Source organism: Bryocella sp., assembly GCF_058498515.1.
In genome coordinates, this window is the sequence record NZ_JBMHYI010000047.1 from 69,502 (window position 1) to 84,773 (window position 15,272).

Here is a 15,272-nt window from a genome sequence, read left to right on the forward strand (position 1 = left end):
CTCGGCGTCCGCGACACTCTAAGAAGATGTAAAGGTATGCGAGTGGCAAAGCCGCGTGTGCCGACCCCTGACTGGAGCTGATGGTTCTTTGCAGACCCGCTGGACATCCCTTGCGTTTCGGAGATCCTTTGCGCTGAGTGCGGTGCTCGTCGCCGCATGCGCCGCCGCGTCCTCCGTGGCGCAGACCGGCGTGTCTGGATCTATCGTCCAGCAGGACGAAGCAGCAGCAGCCCGCGCGGACAAGAACCTTCCCGACGCTCCCAGCACGCAGCTCTCACTGCAGGATGAGAAGCTGGCCCGCGATCCCGGCTCAAAGTTCACGCTCACCCTGTCGACCACTCCTGGTCCGGGCGTTCCGATCGAGCTGCCTACCTCCGGTCCGTTGAAGCTTTCGCTGGACGACGCCATCGCGCTGGGCCTCGAGCGCAACGTGCACCTGAAGTACGATCGCGCCAACCAGAAGGCTGTGCGCGGCTATGTGGGCAATCTCCGCCAGGCGTTGATTCCGAATCTTCATGTCGCGGGCTCAAGCTCCGCGCAGCAGATCAATCTTGCGGCGATGGGCTTCAAGCCCTCCGAGATCGCGAACTTCGGCCTCAACCCCGCCGACTTCCCTACCATCGTGCACGTCAACGTGACGCAGGCGCAGTTCAGCGCGAGCCAGACGCTCTTCAACCTCACCGACCTGGAGCTGTGGAGAGCCTCGAAGAACGAAATTCGCGTGATGGATCTGCAGACCCTGAACACCGAGGGAGATGTGGTGCAGGCCGTCGCCACGCAGTACCTGCGCGTGCTTGCCGACCAGGCCAACCTGACCAACACGCAGGCCGAAGAGGTGGATGCGAAGACCACCTTCGACCAGGCCTCGCAGAAGCTGCAGGCGGGCGTAGGCATCCGGCTCGACGCGCTGCGTGGGCAGGTGGAATACCAGCAGCGCCAGCAGCAGGTAGCCGCGGCAGAGGGCACGCTGCTCAAGGATCTCATTCAGCTGAACCGCATCATGGGCTTGCCAGCCGGGCAGGAGCTCCAGCTTACGGACGTCGTGCCGTACAGCGACCTGGACAACATGGACCTCGACCGCGCCAAGGACACCGCCTTCCGTCATCGCAAGGATTACCTGGGCCTCGAAGAGCAGCTGGTTCTCGCTACCCGCGAGCTGCGCGCGGTCAAGTACCAACGCCTGCCGACGCTCGCTTTCAGCGGCTTCTATGGCGTGATCGGGCAGACGACCGGCAGCTACCACGGCGACTTCGTGGCGCAGGGCACGCTGGAGTTCCCCATCTTTCATGAGGCCACGCAGCGCGGCCAGGAGCAGAGCATCGACTCGCAGCTCATCGGCCTGCGCCAGCGCGAGCAGGACCTGCGCGTCGCCATCGACGGCCAGATCCGCAGCTCCATGCTGGATGTCACAGCCTCCAAGGAGCTGGTCTCCGTAGCGCGGTCCAATGTGACGCTGGCCGAGCAGGAGCTGAGCGACGAGCGCGACCGATTCAAGGCGGGCGTGGACGACAACCTTCCGGTGGTCGACGCCGAGGCCGCGCTGGCTGGGGCGAACTCGCAGCTGGTGCAGGCGATGTACCAGTACAACGTGGCGAAACTGATGCTGGCGCGCAACAGCGGCGTGGTCGAGACGCGGTACCGCAACTACCTCGGCACCAACTAGGCCGCTAGAAGCGGTAGCTCATTCCAATCGAGACCACCGGGAAGAAGCGCAGCGGGTTGACGTCGTTGGTCAACTTCTGGCGCTCCAGCTCCTCATTGGCTAGAAACGAGGGGTCGGTGCTCACAGGCTGGCAGACTCCCTGCTGGCAGGCCCCACCGTTCAGGCTGAGCTGCACCGTCGGATCGCCCACATACTCGAAGCCAATCTCAAACGGCACCGCCCAATGCCTGCCGCTGCGCGGGATCATGTTTCCCCAGCCGATGGTGAGGCCGGGCGCGACCCTCTTGCCGAAGACCAGACCGAAGTTGCCATGCAGCGGGTTGGAGGGATCGCTGGTGTAGTCCTGGTCGTTCAGCGTGATGGTCTGGTTTCCCGGCACAGACGCTGTGCCGTTGACGTGGTTGCCGTTGTACCCGGTGAGGTTGGGGCTGATGTGAAAGCCTCCGCCGCGGGGGAAGTAGTCCAGGCTGACGGTGCCGGAGCGCAGCAGGATGTCAGCCGCCACCGGGATGCCATCCTCCGTAAAGTGCGCGGTATAGCCGAAGAATGTTCCGCCGGCGCGCAGGTTGAAGTGGCGGCCCAATGGCGTGGCGATATCGAAGCCGATGCCGCCGATGCCGGCCTTGGCCGCGATGGCGACCGTGGAGAAGGGAGCGGAGCCGGGAATTGAGGCCTGCGCTTGCCCCATGCCACCTGCGGCGTAGCCGGCGCCCTCACCGCCTGCAGGGAGCGCAGCGTCGATTGCATCTGGCCCGGCCGCCACGGGGATTTCGGCCCGGCACACAGCTCCTGTCAGCCCGACAGCCAGCAAGAGAAGCGAAGAAGAGACAACTACGCTGGCACGTCCCACAGGGGCCTCCGGTGAAGTGGATGAAGACGTTGTGCGCTTGCTGAGTATGTAGGTTTTACTGAGAAGGAGCGTTGTACTTGGCCGGTACGATGCGGCTTCGGTTGCCTGAGGTGCCCGCGGTGTGGCAACGGAGACGTTACTGAAGATAAGCCTCAGCGACGTTCGTGCCCGCTGGATACTGTGCGACTGGACACGGTCGAGACCCAGAACGGACAATCAAAGTCCGAGCACTACGTCCGCCTGCACCTTGTCCCCATAACCGGAGGTCACGATGAAGCTATATCCCGCCCTGCTGCTCGCCGCTGTTACGGCAGCGCCCGCGTTTGCCCAGACACCTGCGATGCCCGATCAAGCGGCCAACCCTGTGATGTGGAGCGCCGACCAGATCTACTACCGGCAGGCGAAGTTTCTGGTGGCTGCAGCCGAGGCGATGCCCGAAGACAAATATGGCTTCAAGCCAACGCCCGAGCAGCTGACCTTCGGTGCGATCGTCCGCCACCTGGCCGGATCCAACGGCAACATCTGCGGCTCGATCTCCGACAAGCCCGCGCCCGCTGCAACGAAGGTTCCTGAGACCGCGACCAAGGCGGAGCTCTTCGCGGCACTCAAGGCTTCGTTCGAGTTTTGCGACGCCGCGATGGCGGGAGCGACCGATGCGAAGCTGGGTGACCAGATCGCATGGCGCGGCGGCAAAGCTCCGCGTGCACGCGCTGTCATTGAGATCGTCGCCGACCTTGAAGACCATTACTCGCAGATGGCGGGCTACATGCGCGTGAACGGGTTACTGCCGCCGTCTGCTGCGCCGAGGAAGTAAGTGTCGCGCAGGAAGATTCTCCTCAGCTGGTCCGGCGGTAAGGACGGCGCGTGGGCTCTGCACTTGCTGCGCTCGCATGAGGACCTCGCAGTGCGCTACGAAGTCGCTGGCCTGCTCACCACGGTGGACCGGCACTTCGGCCGCATGGCTATGCACAGCTCTCGCGTAGCATCCAAGTACATCGTGGCGACAATGTCGAACGCGATGGCTTCCTGTATGCCGACCTCCTCCCGGCGTGAATCGCCGCTGCTTTCTAAGTGCATGAAGCTGACGCGGTCCCTGGTCGCGATGGCGCTCGCGTTGGCAATGGGAGTTGCCCATACTCCCGCGATGCGCGCGCAGACGCTGGCGCATCGCAACTGGGCGGGCTCCGGCATGAGCTCCGAATCGTGGTGGCGCAGCGCGGTCTTTTATCGCATCCAGCCGGCGGGCTTTCAGGACTCCACGGGGAGCGGTGAGGGCGATCTCAAGGGCATCGCCGAGCGCATGCGCTACATCCGTTCGCTGGGCGTCGATGCCATCGTGCTGCTGCCGCCCTTCGATGCGAACGACAGCGCGGGCTTCGACGCGCTGCTGTCCGCCGCGAGCGATAGCCGAGTGCGTGTCATCGTCGGCGTGCGCAATGATCCTGCGATCAATCCTGTTGCGGCAGGACGGGCGTGGCTTTCGCGCGGAGCTGCAGGCATCGAGCTGGAAGCCAATATCGAAAGCGCCAACCCCGCACTCATCAGCGACACGCTGACCGCGTTGCACAACGCGGCGAAGAGTTATCCGGGTGAGCGCGTGATCATCGCTTCGGTAACGACGCCGGTGGCAGCACAGCTTCGCGGACAGCGCGGCGCAGGAGCGGACCTGCTCTCGGTGGACATCGACTCCGTCGCGCGCAAGGACAACTCTCCAGCTGCGCTCGCGTCCTCCCTGCGCCAATCGTTGTTGAGCGCACAGGCCATCACGCCTCCACCGGCGCCGCTGCTCTTCTCTGACGACAACACACGTTCGGCCACGGTCTTTGCGCCGGCACAGGCCAATGAAAGCAAGGACCGCACGCTGGGGCTCAACGCGACCATTGCGGCGATGCTGCTGACCTCGCAAGCTGGCGCGGCTGCGTTGCTCTACGGGCAGGAGCTCGGCATCGAGAGCACGGACGCCGTCGCGCGCATGCAGTGGACGCCGACCAACATCACGCCTGCCACATGGAAGCCTGAGGACAATCGCGCTTCAGAAGAAGCAGAGGAAGCCGCGGCACATCCCGCGCCTCCGCCGCCTCCGAAGCCCGCGTATAACCCCAATGCTTATGGTTCGTTTGTTCCGTATGTGCCGCCGGTGCGCAAGCCCACCGGGCCCGCGGCTTTCGATCCCAACACGCTGCGCGGCTTCAGCACGAAGAGCTTCAGCGACGATGGCAAGCCCGCTGCGGCTCCCGTGGCGACGAACAATGCGCGCGATCCCTTCATTGCCGCAACCATCGATGCCACCCGCAGCGTGGCGCTTGAGGAACGCGACGAGCACTCGCTGCTGAACCTCTATCAGCGGCTCATCGTGCTGCATCATGGCTATCCGGTGCTGCGGTCGGGTTCGTTGAAGGTCTTCGATCACGATGCGCAGAACGCGTTGGTGTGGGTGCGGCTGCCCTCGGCGGGCATGCCGGGAGCGCAGCCCATCGTCGTGGTGTGCAACCTCGGCAATACACCGCTGACGCTCTCGCTTACGGACGATCTCAAGTCGTTGCGGCTGCGCTTCCTCGCGATGCGCAGGCTGGCATCGTCGCCCGCATCGCTGTTCGAGAGCGTGAGTCATGTGTCGCTGCCGCCGCATGCGGTGTATGTAGGCGAGCTGTATCGCTAGAACGCGAGCCGCGGTGCCTGAAGCATGACGCCTTCATGGTCCAGCAGGAATTGCTTGCGCTCGATGCCGCCGCCATAGCCGGTGAGGCTTCCATCGGCTCCGATGACGCGATGGCACGGGACGATGATGGAGATGGGATTGCGGCCATTGGCTGCACCTACCGCTCGTGTTCCCGTGGGCATGTTCAGCGCATGCGCGAGCTGCAGATAGCTCCAGGTCGCGCCGTACGGGATGCTCTGCAGCATCTTCCACACACGCTGCTGAAATGGTGTTCCCTGTGGAGCAAGCGGCAGGTCAAACTCCCTGCGTTGGCGTACGAAGTATTCCTCGAGCTGCTGCGTTACGTCGTCAAATCCCGCGTGCACGCGCGGACCGATGGGCTCCTTCGGTGGATGCCGATGTTCCGGAAGATAGAGACCGCTGAGCGCGCCATCGGTCTTCACCAGCAGCAGCGTACCGACGGGTGACTCCTGCAGCAGATGTTGGACAACGCTCATCTTCGCGAATGCCTCTTCCTGAGTTACAGCGTCTTCGCGATGTCCGGGCCGAGGAGCGATTGCAGCTTCGCATCCGATTCGTCCGGAACCTGTGCGTCACCGGGCTGGGTCTCGGTCAGGTGATTGCGCGTGAGGCCGTCCTTGAGGATGCGGAAGGCATCCTCCGGCGTGTCGGCCCAGTTGAAGAGGTCGAGGTCCTTGATGCCGATCGCTCCTTTATCCGCGAGCAGCTTCATGTCGATGACATTCTTCCAGTAGCTCGAGCCATAGATGACGATGGTGATCTTTTTTGCGAGCTTGTGCGTCTGGTCGAGGGTGAGGATCTCGAACATCTCGTCCAGCGTGCCGAAGCCGCCGGGAAAGACCACCAGCGCCTTCGCCATGTACGCGAACCAGTACTTGCGCATGAAGAAGTAGTGGAAGTTGAAGTTGAGCGCAGGCGTGATGTACGGATTCGGCAGCTGCTCGAAGGGCAGCTTGATGTTGAGGCCGATGGTCTTGCCGCCCGCCTCGTAGGCTCCGCGGTTGGCGGCTTCCATGATGCCCGGCCCGCCTCCGGAACACACCACGAAGCGGCTGCGACGGCCGGGCAGCTTCATCGCCCACTCGGTGAGAAGGTGCGAGAGCTTGCGCGCGTCCTCGTAATAGCGAGCCATCTCCACGGCCGCTTCGGCGAGCTTACGCTTCATCTCGCTGGGCTCGTTGTCGACATCGCGCGAAGGCTGCTCGGCTTCGGGCGCAGCCTGCGCGGAGTAGCTGTTCGCCAGCAGTTCCAGCTGGCGGCTGGCATCATCCATCGCGCGGAAGCGCGCCGAGCCGAAGAAGACGACCGTGTCCTGGATGCGCTCGCGACGGAAGCGCGCGAGCGGCTCGGAGTACTCGGCCATGATGCGCAGCATGCGGCCATCAGGCGAGTCGAGGAAGTCCTTGTTCTCGTACGCCAGCCGAGCGTTATCGAGCGGCGTCAGCTGGGTCGCATCGTTCTCGTCGGCGGCCTGCGGTGTCGTCTGCGCGCTGGGTGTTTCTTCGGTGCCAGGTACGTTCGCCATAGGCTGTTTATTGTCTCGCTCTCGGGTGAAAAAGACTACACCCTGCCGCTGGGGCAGGGTGTAGTCATAACGGTGGAGATGCACTCAGCACAGCGGCCTTAAGGACGCTTCTCGATCGCATCCATGCGGGCTTCGAGCTTACCAGTCAGATGATAGAACTGGCGCAGGTCAGCGTCGATGCGACCGAGATGGTCTTCCACTTTATTGAATCTCGACAGCATCTCAGTCCGCAGGTCCTTGATCTCAGCACGAAGGCTCGAGTTGTCGCTGCGGCTGAAGAGGATGCCAGCAAGAATGGCAATGAGCGGGATTCCAACGACGACGACATCGTGCATGGCGCAATAATACCTCGTCTTTCCCTTATCTTAGTGCGCAGCCCACTCGATCTTCGTAAGGTCGATGCCTTCCTTGACCATCTCGTACAGTGGCGAGAGCTCGCGGAGGTGCTGCACGACGGAGATGATCTTGTCGGCGACGTAGTCGACTTCTTCCTTAGTGTTGAAGCGGCCGATGCCGAAGCGGATGGAGCTGTGTGCGACATCATCGCCCAGGCCGAGGGACTTGAGCACGTAGCTGGGCTCCAGCGTGGCCGAGGTGCAGGCCGAGCCCGAAGACACGGCGATGTCGTTGATGCCCATCAGCAGGCTTTCGCCTTCTACGTAGATGAAGCTGATGTTCAGGTTGCCGGGCAGGTGATGGTCCATGTTGCCGTTCACCTGCGTGTAGTCCAGCGTGGCCTCAAGCTTGGCGCGGAGGTAATCGCGCAGGCCGATCTCACGCTCAGCCTCGGTGGCCATCTCGCTCTGGCAGATCTCGCACGCAGCGCCCAGGCCAACGATGCCGGGGACGTTGAGCGTGCCCGAACGCATGCCGCGCTCGTGCCCGCCGCCATTGATCTGCTCGGCGATCTGCACGCGCGGGTTGCGGCGGCGAACATACAGCGCGCCTACACCCTTGGGGCCGTAGATCTTGTGGCCAGAGAGCGAGAGCACATCGATGTTGTCGTCGATGACGTTGACCGGGATCTTGCCCACGGCCTGCACGGCATCGGTGTGGAAGAGCACGCCCTTCTCATGACACAGCTTGCCGATCTCGCGGATGGGCTGGATGACGCCGATCTCGTTATTCGCGTACATGATGGAGACGAGGATCGTCTGGTCGTCCATGGCGCGCTTCAGGTCTTCGATGTCGATGAGGCCGTCGGCCTGCACGGGCAGGTAGGTGACGCGATAGCCCTGCTTCTCGAGCTTCTTGCAGGTGTCGAGCACCGCCTTGTGCTCGGTGACCTGGGTGATGATGTGGTTGCCACGCTCGCGATACATCTCCGCGATACCCTTGATGGCGAGGTTGTTGGACTCGGTGGCGCCGGAGGTGAAGATGATCTCCTTGGCGCTGGCTCCGATGATCTTCGCGACCTGCTCGCGGGCCTTGTCGACGGCGCGCTCTGCTTCCCAGCCAAAGCTGTGGTTGCGGCTGGCTGCGTTGCCGAAGATGCCCGTGAGATACGGCATCATGGCCTCGAGCACGCGTGGATCCAGCGGCGTGGTCGCGTGGTTGTCCATGTAGATGGGCAGGGTCACGCCGGCCGGAAGGGGCTCCTTGCTCTGCGTGATGTTCATTCCGAGTGTTTCAGCCATAGTGTTTGCTCCAGATGCAAGATGCTAGATAGGAAATTCGAGATGCGGAGCGTGCCCGTCCGCGAGGAACTGCTTAGAGCGCGATGGTGACGAGGCCGCTGCCAATCGCAGAGGCGACAGCTTCCGAAGGCTCGACCAGATCCGAGATGTGAATGCCGGAGAGCAGCTCGGTGATGGAGTCGTTGACCTTCCGCAGTGGTTCTTTGATGGTGCAATGGCCCGCGAGGTCGCAAGCTCCGTGAATCGTGATGCAGCTGGTGATGAACAGCGGGCCATCGATGGCGCGGATGACCTCGAAGGCGCTGATATCGCTGGAAGGCCGTGCCAGCGAATACCCGCCGTTGGCCCCGGCGTGCGAGACCAGGATGCCAGCGCGGGCCAGCGTCTGGAGGATCTTCGCCAGCAGCTGCGGGGGAATGTGATACGCCTCGGCGATGTCTTTGGCGGACTGAGCGACCACCCCGGAGCCAGAGGCGATGCTCTGCTCCGCGAGGTACTTCAGGGCCATCAGGCCGTAATCCGCTTTTTTGGTGAGCCGCAGCATAGGGAGTGGGGCGAGCGAGCGCAGTTCGCGCAGAGAGACAGTCCGCCTGCTTAAGTGTACGGCGGAGCCACCCGCCGAAGCAAGACTAATGTGGTCGGAGTTCTGCGCTTGGCACCCTGTGCGGGGGCTATCTTCGCCGCTACGATGAAAGATCATGCCCTCGCCCGAGACGCCTGCGCAGAACACGATCCTGATCCGGCCCGTTCAGTCCGGCGATGCCGCTGCCATTGCGGTTCTCGCGGGCGAACTTGGCTATCCCCGCAGCGAGGCCGAGACACGCGGCTGGATCGAGCAGCTCAAGGCACTCTCCGCGCTGGCCGAGGAGCATCCAGGCGTCGTGCTGGCGCAGGCCGTGCTGGTCGCCTGCGATGCGACGGTGGAGGGATCTCCTGTCATTGGCTGGGTCCAGGTCGAGCTGCAGCGGCATCTGCAGGAGGCCGATCGCGCACTGATTGCCGGTCTGGTTGTCGGCGAGAGCGCACGCAGCCGTGGCGCGGGCCGGCTACTGTGTCAAGCAGCCGAGGACTGGGCGCGCGCGCAGGGGGTCAACTCTGTCCGCGTGACCTCGCGCAGCACCCGCGAGCGGGCGCACAATTTCTACCTTCGTGATGGCTACGAGCGCGTGAAGACCTCCGAGGTCTTCGAGAAGAAGCTGCGCTGACGTGAGCTACCAGTGGGTTGCCGCAAAGTTGCCGCCTCGATCAATACGGCCTGCGTGCTTTCTCCCGCGCGCCGGGACCAAACTGCCTTATCCTCTGAAGACGGACTCCATGCGCGCTGGCTGACATCGTCAGCGCGAAGCTCTGCCAGCGAAGCCGGCGGCGTGCGAGTCCGCTCTCAGCGGCTCTTGACTGTTTTCCGACAAGTTCGTGCAACGCCCAACCTTCTCACGATGGTCCGACTCTTCGCACTTCCATTTCTGGTCATCGAGGTCCTCGATAACCACTGGAAGATGGCGTTCCTTCTGCTTTGGATCGCGGGCACGAGCGACGCGTTTGACGGCTTCGCCGCCCGCAAACTGGGCCAGGCTACAAGGCTCGGGCAGTACCTCGATCCCATCGCCGACAAGCTGCTGCTGAGCACGTTGTTCATGGTGCTAACGCATGTGGGGCTGATTCCGCGCTACGTTACCGTACTGGTCTTCAGCCGCGACCTCGGCATCCTGCTGATTTGCACGCTGCTGTACGTCACCAACATCCTGCGCGAGTTCCCGCCCAGCTGGCTGGGCAAGTGGAACACCGCGGTACAGATCGTGACGGTGCTGGCCATCATGACCGGGCAGGTGGTCCACATCCCCGGACTGGATCGCACCGTGTGGCTGCTGCTGCGGCTGATCGCGATCCTTGCGCCGCTCTCGGCGGCACAGTATGCGTGGATCACGCTGCGCAAGGTGCAGACGCAAGGCAACGAAGTGGCAGCTTCAGCGCCGTAGCGCGCTCGCTCCGGCCACGTGTGACCACCCAGGAGACATGCCATGGCAACCATTCATCGCGGACGGTTTGCAGCGGAGATCGATGGTGACTTCGTCGTCTTCCTCATTGGGATGCGCATCAATCAGCTGATGCTCGTGCGTAAGTGGTTTCCGGTTGCCCAGGCCATGCCGCGCATGCTGCGTGAGCTTGCCCTTCATCCCGAGCTTGGCTTGCTTGGCGCCCATTCCTTCCTGGGCGGACGCACCGTGATGGTCGTGCAGTACTGGCGAAGCTTCGAGCAGCTTCATGCCTATGCGCATGCGCGCGATGCGCAGCACTTGCCGGCGTGGGCAGCCTTCAATCGTGCGGTTGGCGGCAACGGTTCGGTCGGCATCTTTCACGAGACCTATCTCGTGAAGGCCGGGCAGTACGAGAGCGTCTATGCCAACATGCCGACCTTCGGGCTCGGCGGCGCCGGTGTGCTGTCTCCTGCTGTAGGCCGGATGAACTCCGCCGCGACCCGGTTGGGGCGCAGCGAGCCCGAGGCGTAAGTTCCCCGGAACCTGGCAAAGAAACCCTGGCGCAGGCAACTTTAAGAAGCCTTCCGGCATACGCCTTCATCTCTATACATGTCAGTATTTCGCGCTCGCACCCGTCACAGAACGTTGTGCCGATGGATGCAACAGAAGTCTCGTTGAACGAAGACGTGCCCTGTTTTTGCCGCGGAATTTGCGGGCTTCGCGCCCATCTGTCTTCCCGTGAGAAACGTTACTTCTCCGGAGGAGGTACAAGCCAATGACTTCTTTCAAGGTTTTCAAGACTCTCTACGAACGTACGAGATCGTCTCTCGCATCGATTTCGCAGCGAATCTCACGCAGCAGCTCGAACTCTCTCCGCATCGCCGCTGTGACACTGCTTGCGCTGCAGCCGGCGCTGCTTTCCGCGGCGACGCCCGTGACGCTGCGCGTAATCACCCTGCAGGTACTGGACTCCAACACGGCGCGTCCTGTGAGTGCGGCGAACGTCGAGGTGCAATGCCGCGAAGGGCTCGACCAGTGCAACACCTTCCATGTGATTCCCGATGCCAGCGCCACCGCTCGCGGAGAGATGCGTGTCGAAGTCCCCATCCAGGCCACAGCGCTGATCGTCAATTCGACGGCCACGCAGATCCAGCAATGCGGCAGCTTCGACGACGCGGCTACGGTGTATCGCGTGAGCTCGATCGAGAGCGACGGCCTGGTAGCACCGAACGAGTGCCACGCTCTGCCGGCGAGCAAGCTGCGTCTGCTGGCCGCGCAGCCCGGACGCCTGGTGGTGTTCATCCACCACAAGACGGTGTGCCGTCGCCAGCTTCCCTTCTGCTAAGACCCCATCGCGCGGAACCTCAGCAGCCTTCTGACCTTCTGACGCGACATAGCATCCAGACATCCAAAGACCACCGGGCTATCCCCCGGTGGTCTTATTCGTTGTGCCGCTGGCGGCATCGGGGTCCCACGATCGGGCCATTTGCCCGTCCGGTACCGCGACATATTCTCGTCTTACGAACGATATTTCCCAAGGCGCGACTCGCGCCAGCGGAGGGCCCCGATGCATCTTTCCCTTGCACACCGTATGACTCTTGGATTGGATCAGATGATCTCGTTTTGCCGGGACGACAACGGGCAGGACCTGATCGAGTACGCTCTGGTTGCCGGTCTGATCGGCATTTCGGCCATTCTCTCGTTGACCGCTGTTACCACCAAGATCAAAAACGCATTCAGCTCGATCGGATCTCAGCTCACCAGCGCGGTGTAACTGCAACGGCGAAGAGGGCGCAGCTCACGATGTTGTACGACAGGGCGCTCTGCAGTAAAAGACCTGCAAAATGCAGGCGGGGGACCAGAGCGGGATTTCCCTATTTCTCCTGAGGGCGGGCACGCGTTCGCTGGGATCGGTGCCCAGTGAGCTGCGCGGCTCGCCTTTTTGTTGTGGGTAGAGTTTCGAGCTGGTTCGGGGGTAAAAGGGCAGGAGCGGGTTGCCCCAAAATGCAGTTCCACGCTACACTGAGGTGTACGCATTGCAGGCGCGTAGCTCAGTTGGTTAGAGCGCTACCTTGACACGGTAGAGGTCTCCGGTTCGAATCCGGACGTGCCTACCATTTCCCTCTCCAGATTTGTGAGTTCGGGATTTCAGACTGGAAGGAACACGTCCGCGGGTTGACCGCGTTCCAGCTGGAAACAATGTGTACCGCGTGGTCGGAGGAACTCCAGATCATGCCTCGAAAAAGTTTGGAATCGGAGAATCTGGTCATGGCAAAGGTTTGTGAAATTTGCGGCAAAGGCCCGCAGTTCGGTAACAACATCTCGCACGCGCACAACGTCACCAAGCGTCGCTGGAACCCAAATCTTCAGTCGGTCAAGGCTGTAGTCGCGGGCCAGGGCAAGCGCGTGAAGGTCTGCACCAGCTGCATTAAGGGCGGCAAGGTCACCAAGGCGGCGTAAAGTATTTTCCCTGTGGGTGCGGTTCAGAGAGTAGAGACTCATGGGCGTTTTCCCCAATGAAAACGCTGCTGCAAGCCTTACTCGGGATACCCAATCAACAGGGGAAATGCCCTAAGCATCTTTGGGCTCGCTCCGGGTTCACCCGGAGCTGTGTGATCCGATCGGTACCTCGGCGGCTCCCCCCGCCGGCAACAGGCCACATCGAGCACGATCAGGCAAACGAAAAGACGGCCCAACGGCCGTCTTTTCGTGTTGCTCTTTCCTGTTGGATCGTTCGTGAAGACCTCACTCAGAAGATGATGCGCGCGCGGGCTCCGAGCAGCGCCGTCGTATAGGCGTTCTTTGCGTGGGTGGGATGGACGTCCACCTCGAGGTCCGGTCCAAGCTCGAAGCTCTTCGTGAGCCGGGCGCGATAGAAGGTCTCGAAGAGCGCCTCGTGGTGCAGGCCGCCCGAACCGTAGCTCGGCTCGGTGAGATCCAAGGCCGCGCCGAACATGTCTCCACGACGGCCGAAGGGCCGGATGTTCGCCGCTCCGACCGAGATCACGCGTCGGATCGACGTCCCCTTGTCGGTCGCCAGGCCCATGCGGCCGAAGGCGACCCAGCCATTGGCAAACTCCCAGTCCGAAGCGAAGCCCACGCCGTGTCCGCTGCCGCGCGATGCCGTGTCGTCGCGCCAGAGCGACGCGCGGAGGACGTGGTTCTGTTGCGTCGGCGCGCCCTCCTTCCACTCCACTTCCACGGCGTTCATGTACTTGCGGTCAACGAGCGTTTTGATCCCGGTCTGCTGCGAGCCTTCGGTATCGACGGTGACGGCGTGGACGAAGAAGTGTTCGGTCGCCTGGTACTCCAGCGCTGCGCCGCCGGCATACGTTCCATCCGAGCTGATGGTGAGGTTGCCATCGTTCTCTCCGTTGAGGAACTGGGTGCGCTCGTCGTTGTTGTACAGGCTCAGGCTGACGAACTCGTTGGGATGGATCTTGCCGATGTAGAACGCCATCTTCTTCTGCCAGAAATCCTGGCGGTAGTAGAGGACGTTGAGCGAGATGGGCTGCTGCGGCCCTCCACCGGGCAGGCAGTTGAGGTACAGCGCCGAGCCGATCTGGTCGCTGAGGTTGAACTGCTCGCTGACGCCGAGGTTGGTGCCGGAGCGTACCAGGAGACTGAACGAGCCTGCCGAGCCACCATGGTCCCAGGCCTTCCAACCGCCATTGAGATCGAAGCGGCCCGTTCCCCAGTCGTGCCGTACGCCTGCGGGCACGGCCGTCGCGTACTGGTTCAGCAGCGTGTACGTGGCGCTGAGGCTCAGCCGCTCGGCGTCATGCAGCCGCTTCAGCTGCGCGTCCAGCGGGGAGAGCACGGGAGACAGCGGATCGTGCTGGAAGAGTGGATCTGCCGGAACCTTGCTCAGTACTGCAGCGTCCCAATCCAGCGCCTGGCCGGAGAGCACGCGATGCTCCGCAGGCTCGGGAGCGTCCACGGCTTTCCCGGCCTGCTGCGCTCCTGCACAGGCCGCAAACAGAACGACCTTCGCCGCGAAGGTTGCGAAGGCGGCGAAGGCGCGCGCTGCTAGGAACGGTTTCCCTGATCGAAGGTTTTGCGTCGAGTGGATCGTGCTGGTTTCCAGGAGAGTCCATCCTTGTTGGAGCGCGAAGTGCGAGTCTACCGCTCCAGCACTTGGAATAGACCGTCCTTTCGAGGTGGAAGAGTGTTACGAAATCGGCGTCCGGGCCAACTCGATCTGCACTTCGCATGCAGCTTCGGCTAATCGGCCAAGGAAGTGCGCCTGCTCGTCGTCGTGATGATCCAGGTAGTTGTTGATCGACTCGAATCGAGGTGTCAGGGCTGCAACAAACGCTCGCTTCTCTTCGAGGGAAGCCGCGTCCGACGCCCGAGTGCGGTCCACATCGTCGCTGATCGCAAACCGATCGGCGAACAGCTGTAGATCCTCGAACTCGGGCGGCAGCAGCATCGTTACTTCTTCTCGAAGCCCAGCGAGGCGGAGTTGATGCAGTAGCGCTGGCCGGTGGTCTCGCGCGGGCCATCCGGGAAGACGTGGCCCAGGTGCGAGCCGCAGGTCGCGCAAGTCACCTCGACGCGGCGCATGCCGTGGCTGACATCCTCGTGCAGCTGCACCGCGGTGGGAGAGACGGGATCCCAGAAGCTCGGCCAGCCGGAGCCGGAGTCGAACTTGGTATCCGACTTGAACAGCGGAGCATTGCAGGCGGCGCAGTGGTAGATGCCGTCGTCGTGGTTGTTGGTGAGGTGGCCGGTGAAGGCGCGTTCAGTGCCCTTCTCGCGGAGGATGTGGTACTGCTCAGGCGTAAGCTCGGCGCGCCATTCGACCTCGGTCTTCTGTACCGGGGCGGGCGTCTGCACGGTGTTGCCGGAAGTCTCAGACATAATCAATCTCCTTTGTATCTATAAGACGCGAGAGGCGAGGTGCGAGATGCGGATTGCACTGCTTCGAACATCCGTACG

General features: G+C 62.6%; 18 protein-coding genes and 1 tRNA gene. 10 read left to right on the forward strand and 9 right to left on the reverse strand.

Translation table 11 applies throughout. From position 1 onward, the window contains the following. Positions 1-88: 88 nt before the first annotated feature. Complete coding sequence (locus tag AC5E6W_RS13630) at positions 89-1,663, forward strand: TolC family protein (RefSeq protein WP_491752862.1); 1,575 nt, start codon at positions 89-91, stop codon at positions 1,661-1,663. 4 nt (positions 1,664-1,667) lie between these two features. Here AC5E6W_RS13630 and AC5E6W_RS13635 read toward each other — a convergent pair whose 3' ends face one another. Next, positions 1,668-2,426 (reverse strand): hypothetical protein, encoded by a 759-nt coding sequence (locus AC5E6W_RS13635; protein WP_491752863.1) that lies wholly within the window; start codon positions 2,424-2,426, stop codon positions 1,668-1,670. Between the two features lie 358 nt (positions 2,427-2,784). On the opposite strand from AC5E6W_RS13635, the gene AC5E6W_RS13640 reads away from it, so the two are divergent. Continuing rightward, entirely contained in the window at positions 2,785-3,327 is a 543-nt protein-coding gene (locus AC5E6W_RS13640) for a DinB family protein (RefSeq protein ID WP_491752864.1), read from the forward strand. After that, positions 3,328-5,172 carry an alpha-amylase family glycosyl hydrolase gene (locus AC5E6W_RS13645; RefSeq protein WP_491752865.1) on the forward strand — a complete coding sequence of 615 codons (1,845 nt, stop codon included), beginning with the start codon at positions 3,328-3,330 and terminating at the stop codon, positions 5,170-5,172. It abuts the gene before it with no gap. On the opposite strand, the gene AC5E6W_RS13650 is transcribed toward AC5E6W_RS13645, so the two are convergent. From AC5E6W_RS13650 to AC5E6W_RS13670, 5 genes are all read right to left on the reverse strand, one after another. Continuing rightward, complete coding sequence (locus AC5E6W_RS13650; RefSeq protein ID WP_491752866.1) at positions 5,169-5,669, reverse strand: methylated-DNA--[protein]-cysteine S-methyltransferase; 501 nt, start codon at positions 5,667-5,669, stop codon at positions 5,169-5,171. The genes AC5E6W_RS13645 and AC5E6W_RS13650 overlap by 4 nt on opposite strands. Before the next feature lie 23 nt (positions 5,670-5,692). After that, positions 5,693-6,718, reverse strand: coding sequence for an LOG family protein (locus AC5E6W_RS13655; RefSeq protein ID WP_491752867.1), 1,026 nt, complete (start codon positions 6,716-6,718; stop codon positions 5,693-5,695). A gap of 98 nt (positions 6,719-6,816) precedes the next feature. After that, the gene (locus AC5E6W_RS13660) at positions 6,817-7,053 is read right to left on the reverse strand and encodes a hypothetical protein (RefSeq protein ID WP_491752868.1); all 237 of its coding nucleotides are present in this window, start codon (positions 7,051-7,053) and stop codon (positions 6,817-6,819) included. Between the two features lie 30 nt (positions 7,054-7,083). Beyond that, positions 7,084-8,355 (reverse strand): IscS subfamily cysteine desulfurase, encoded by a 1,272-nt coding sequence (locus AC5E6W_RS13665; protein ID WP_491752869.1) that lies wholly within the window; start codon positions 8,353-8,355, stop codon positions 7,084-7,086. Positions 8,356-8,428: 73 nt separating this feature from the next. Further along, on the reverse strand, positions 8,429-8,899 hold the full coding sequence (locus AC5E6W_RS13670; protein WP_491752870.1) for an RrF2 family transcriptional regulator: 471 nt from the start codon (positions 8,897-8,899) through the stop codon (positions 8,429-8,431). 154 nt (positions 8,900-9,053) lie between these two features. Between AC5E6W_RS13670 and AC5E6W_RS13675 the strand changes: the two genes are divergently transcribed. The 7 genes from AC5E6W_RS13675 (at position 9,054) to rpmB (ending at position 12,791) form a co-directional block, all read left to right on the forward strand. Beyond that, complete coding sequence (locus tag AC5E6W_RS13675; protein WP_491752871.1) at positions 9,054-9,560, forward strand: GNAT family N-acetyltransferase; 507 nt, start codon at positions 9,054-9,056, stop codon at positions 9,558-9,560. A 162-nt stretch (positions 9,561-9,722) separates the two neighbouring features. Beyond that, positions 9,723-10,331, forward strand: coding sequence for a CDP-alcohol phosphatidyltransferase family protein (locus AC5E6W_RS13680; protein ID WP_491752872.1), 609 nt, complete (start codon positions 9,723-9,725; stop codon positions 10,329-10,331). A 42-nt stretch (positions 10,332-10,373) separates the two neighbouring features. Next, positions 10,374-10,862 carry a DUF4188 domain-containing protein gene (locus tag AC5E6W_RS13685; RefSeq protein ID WP_491752873.1) on the forward strand — a complete coding sequence of 163 codons (489 nt, stop codon included), beginning with the start codon at positions 10,374-10,376 and terminating at the stop codon, positions 10,860-10,862. Between the two features lie 244 nt (positions 10,863-11,106). Further along, the gene (locus AC5E6W_RS13690; protein ID WP_491752874.1) at positions 11,107-11,676 is read left to right on the forward strand and encodes a hypothetical protein; all 570 of its coding nucleotides are present in this window, start codon (positions 11,107-11,109) and stop codon (positions 11,674-11,676) included. 222 nt (positions 11,677-11,898) lie between these two features. After that, positions 11,899-12,105: a Flp family type IVb pilin gene (locus AC5E6W_RS13695; RefSeq protein ID WP_491752875.1), complete on the forward strand. Its 207-nt coding sequence runs from the start codon at positions 11,899-11,901 to the stop codon at positions 12,103-12,105. A 266-nt stretch (positions 12,106-12,371) separates the two neighbouring features. After that, positions 12,372-12,448, forward strand: a tRNA-Val gene (locus AC5E6W_RS13700). 151 nt (positions 12,449-12,599) lie between these two features. Beyond that, entirely contained in the window at positions 12,600-12,791 is a 192-nt protein-coding gene (gene rpmB / locus AC5E6W_RS13705; protein WP_491752876.1) for a 50S ribosomal protein L28, read from the forward strand. 289 nt (positions 12,792-13,080) lie between these two features. On the opposite strand, the gene AC5E6W_RS13710 is transcribed toward rpmB, so the two are convergent. From AC5E6W_RS13710 to msrB, 3 genes are all read right to left on the reverse strand, one after another. After that, the gene (locus tag AC5E6W_RS13710; protein ID WP_491752877.1) at positions 13,081-14,271 is read right to left on the reverse strand and encodes a carbohydrate porin; all 1,191 of its coding nucleotides are present in this window, start codon (positions 14,269-14,271) and stop codon (positions 13,081-13,083) included. 231 nt (positions 14,272-14,502) lie between these two features. Continuing rightward, complete coding sequence (locus AC5E6W_RS13715) at positions 14,503-14,763, reverse strand: hypothetical protein (protein ID WP_491752878.1); 261 nt, start codon at positions 14,761-14,763, stop codon at positions 14,503-14,505. A 2-nt stretch (positions 14,764-14,765) separates the two neighbouring features. Continuing rightward, entirely contained in the window at positions 14,766-15,194 is a 429-nt protein-coding gene (msrB, locus tag AC5E6W_RS13720; RefSeq protein ID WP_491752879.1) for a peptide-methionine (R)-S-oxide reductase MsrB, read from the reverse strand. Between the last annotated feature and the right edge of the window lie 78 nt (positions 15,195-15,272).

What these genes read in the sequence shown, in the direction of transcription:
- AC5E6W_RS13640 (WP_491752864.1), top strand. Translation starts at nt 2,785, where the DNA reads ATGAAGCTATATCCCGCCCTGCTGCTCGCCGCTGTTACGGCAGCGCCC.
- msrB (WP_491752879.1), bottom strand. Translation starts at nt 15,194, where the DNA reads ATGTCTGAGACTTCCGGCAACACCGTGCAGACGCCCGCCCCGGTACAG.
- AC5E6W_RS13665 (WP_491752869.1), bottom strand. Translation starts at nt 8,355, where the DNA reads ATGGCTGAAACACTCGGAATGAACATCACGCAGAGCAAGGAGCCCCTT.
- AC5E6W_RS13675 (WP_491752871.1), top strand. Translation starts at nt 9,054, where the DNA reads ATGCCCTCGCCCGAGACGCCTGCGCAGAACACGATCCTGATCCGGCCC.
- AC5E6W_RS13655 (WP_491752867.1), bottom strand. Translation starts at nt 6,718, where the DNA reads ATGGCGAACGTACCTGGCACCGAAGAAACACCCAGCGCGCAGACGACA.
- AC5E6W_RS13670 (WP_491752870.1), bottom strand. Translation starts at nt 8,899, where the DNA reads ATGCTGCGGCTCACCAAAAAAGCGGATTACGGCCTGATGGCCCTGAAG.
- AC5E6W_RS13660 (WP_491752868.1), bottom strand. Translation starts at nt 7,053, where the DNA reads ATGCACGATGTCGTCGTCGTTGGAATCCCGCTCATTGCCATTCTTGCT.
- AC5E6W_RS13685 (WP_491752873.1), top strand. Translation starts at nt 10,374, where the DNA reads ATGGCAACCATTCATCGCGGACGGTTTGCAGCGGAGATCGATGGTGAC.
- AC5E6W_RS13690 (WP_491752874.1), top strand. Translation starts at nt 11,107, where the DNA reads ATGACTTCTTTCAAGGTTTTCAAGACTCTCTACGAACGTACGAGATCG.
- AC5E6W_RS13715 (WP_491752878.1), bottom strand. Translation starts at nt 14,763, where the DNA reads ATGCTGCTGCCGCCCGAGTTCGAGGATCTACAGCTGTTCGCCGATCGG.
- rpmB (WP_491752876.1), top strand. Translation starts at nt 12,600, where the DNA reads ATGGCAAAGGTTTGTGAAATTTGCGGCAAAGGCCCGCAGTTCGGTAAC.
- AC5E6W_RS13650 (WP_491752866.1), bottom strand. Translation starts at nt 5,669, where the DNA reads ATGAGCGTTGTCCAACATCTGCTGCAGGAGTCACCCGTCGGTACGCTG.
- AC5E6W_RS13695 (WP_491752875.1), top strand. Translation starts at nt 11,899, where the DNA reads ATGCATCTTTCCCTTGCACACCGTATGACTCTTGGATTGGATCAGATG.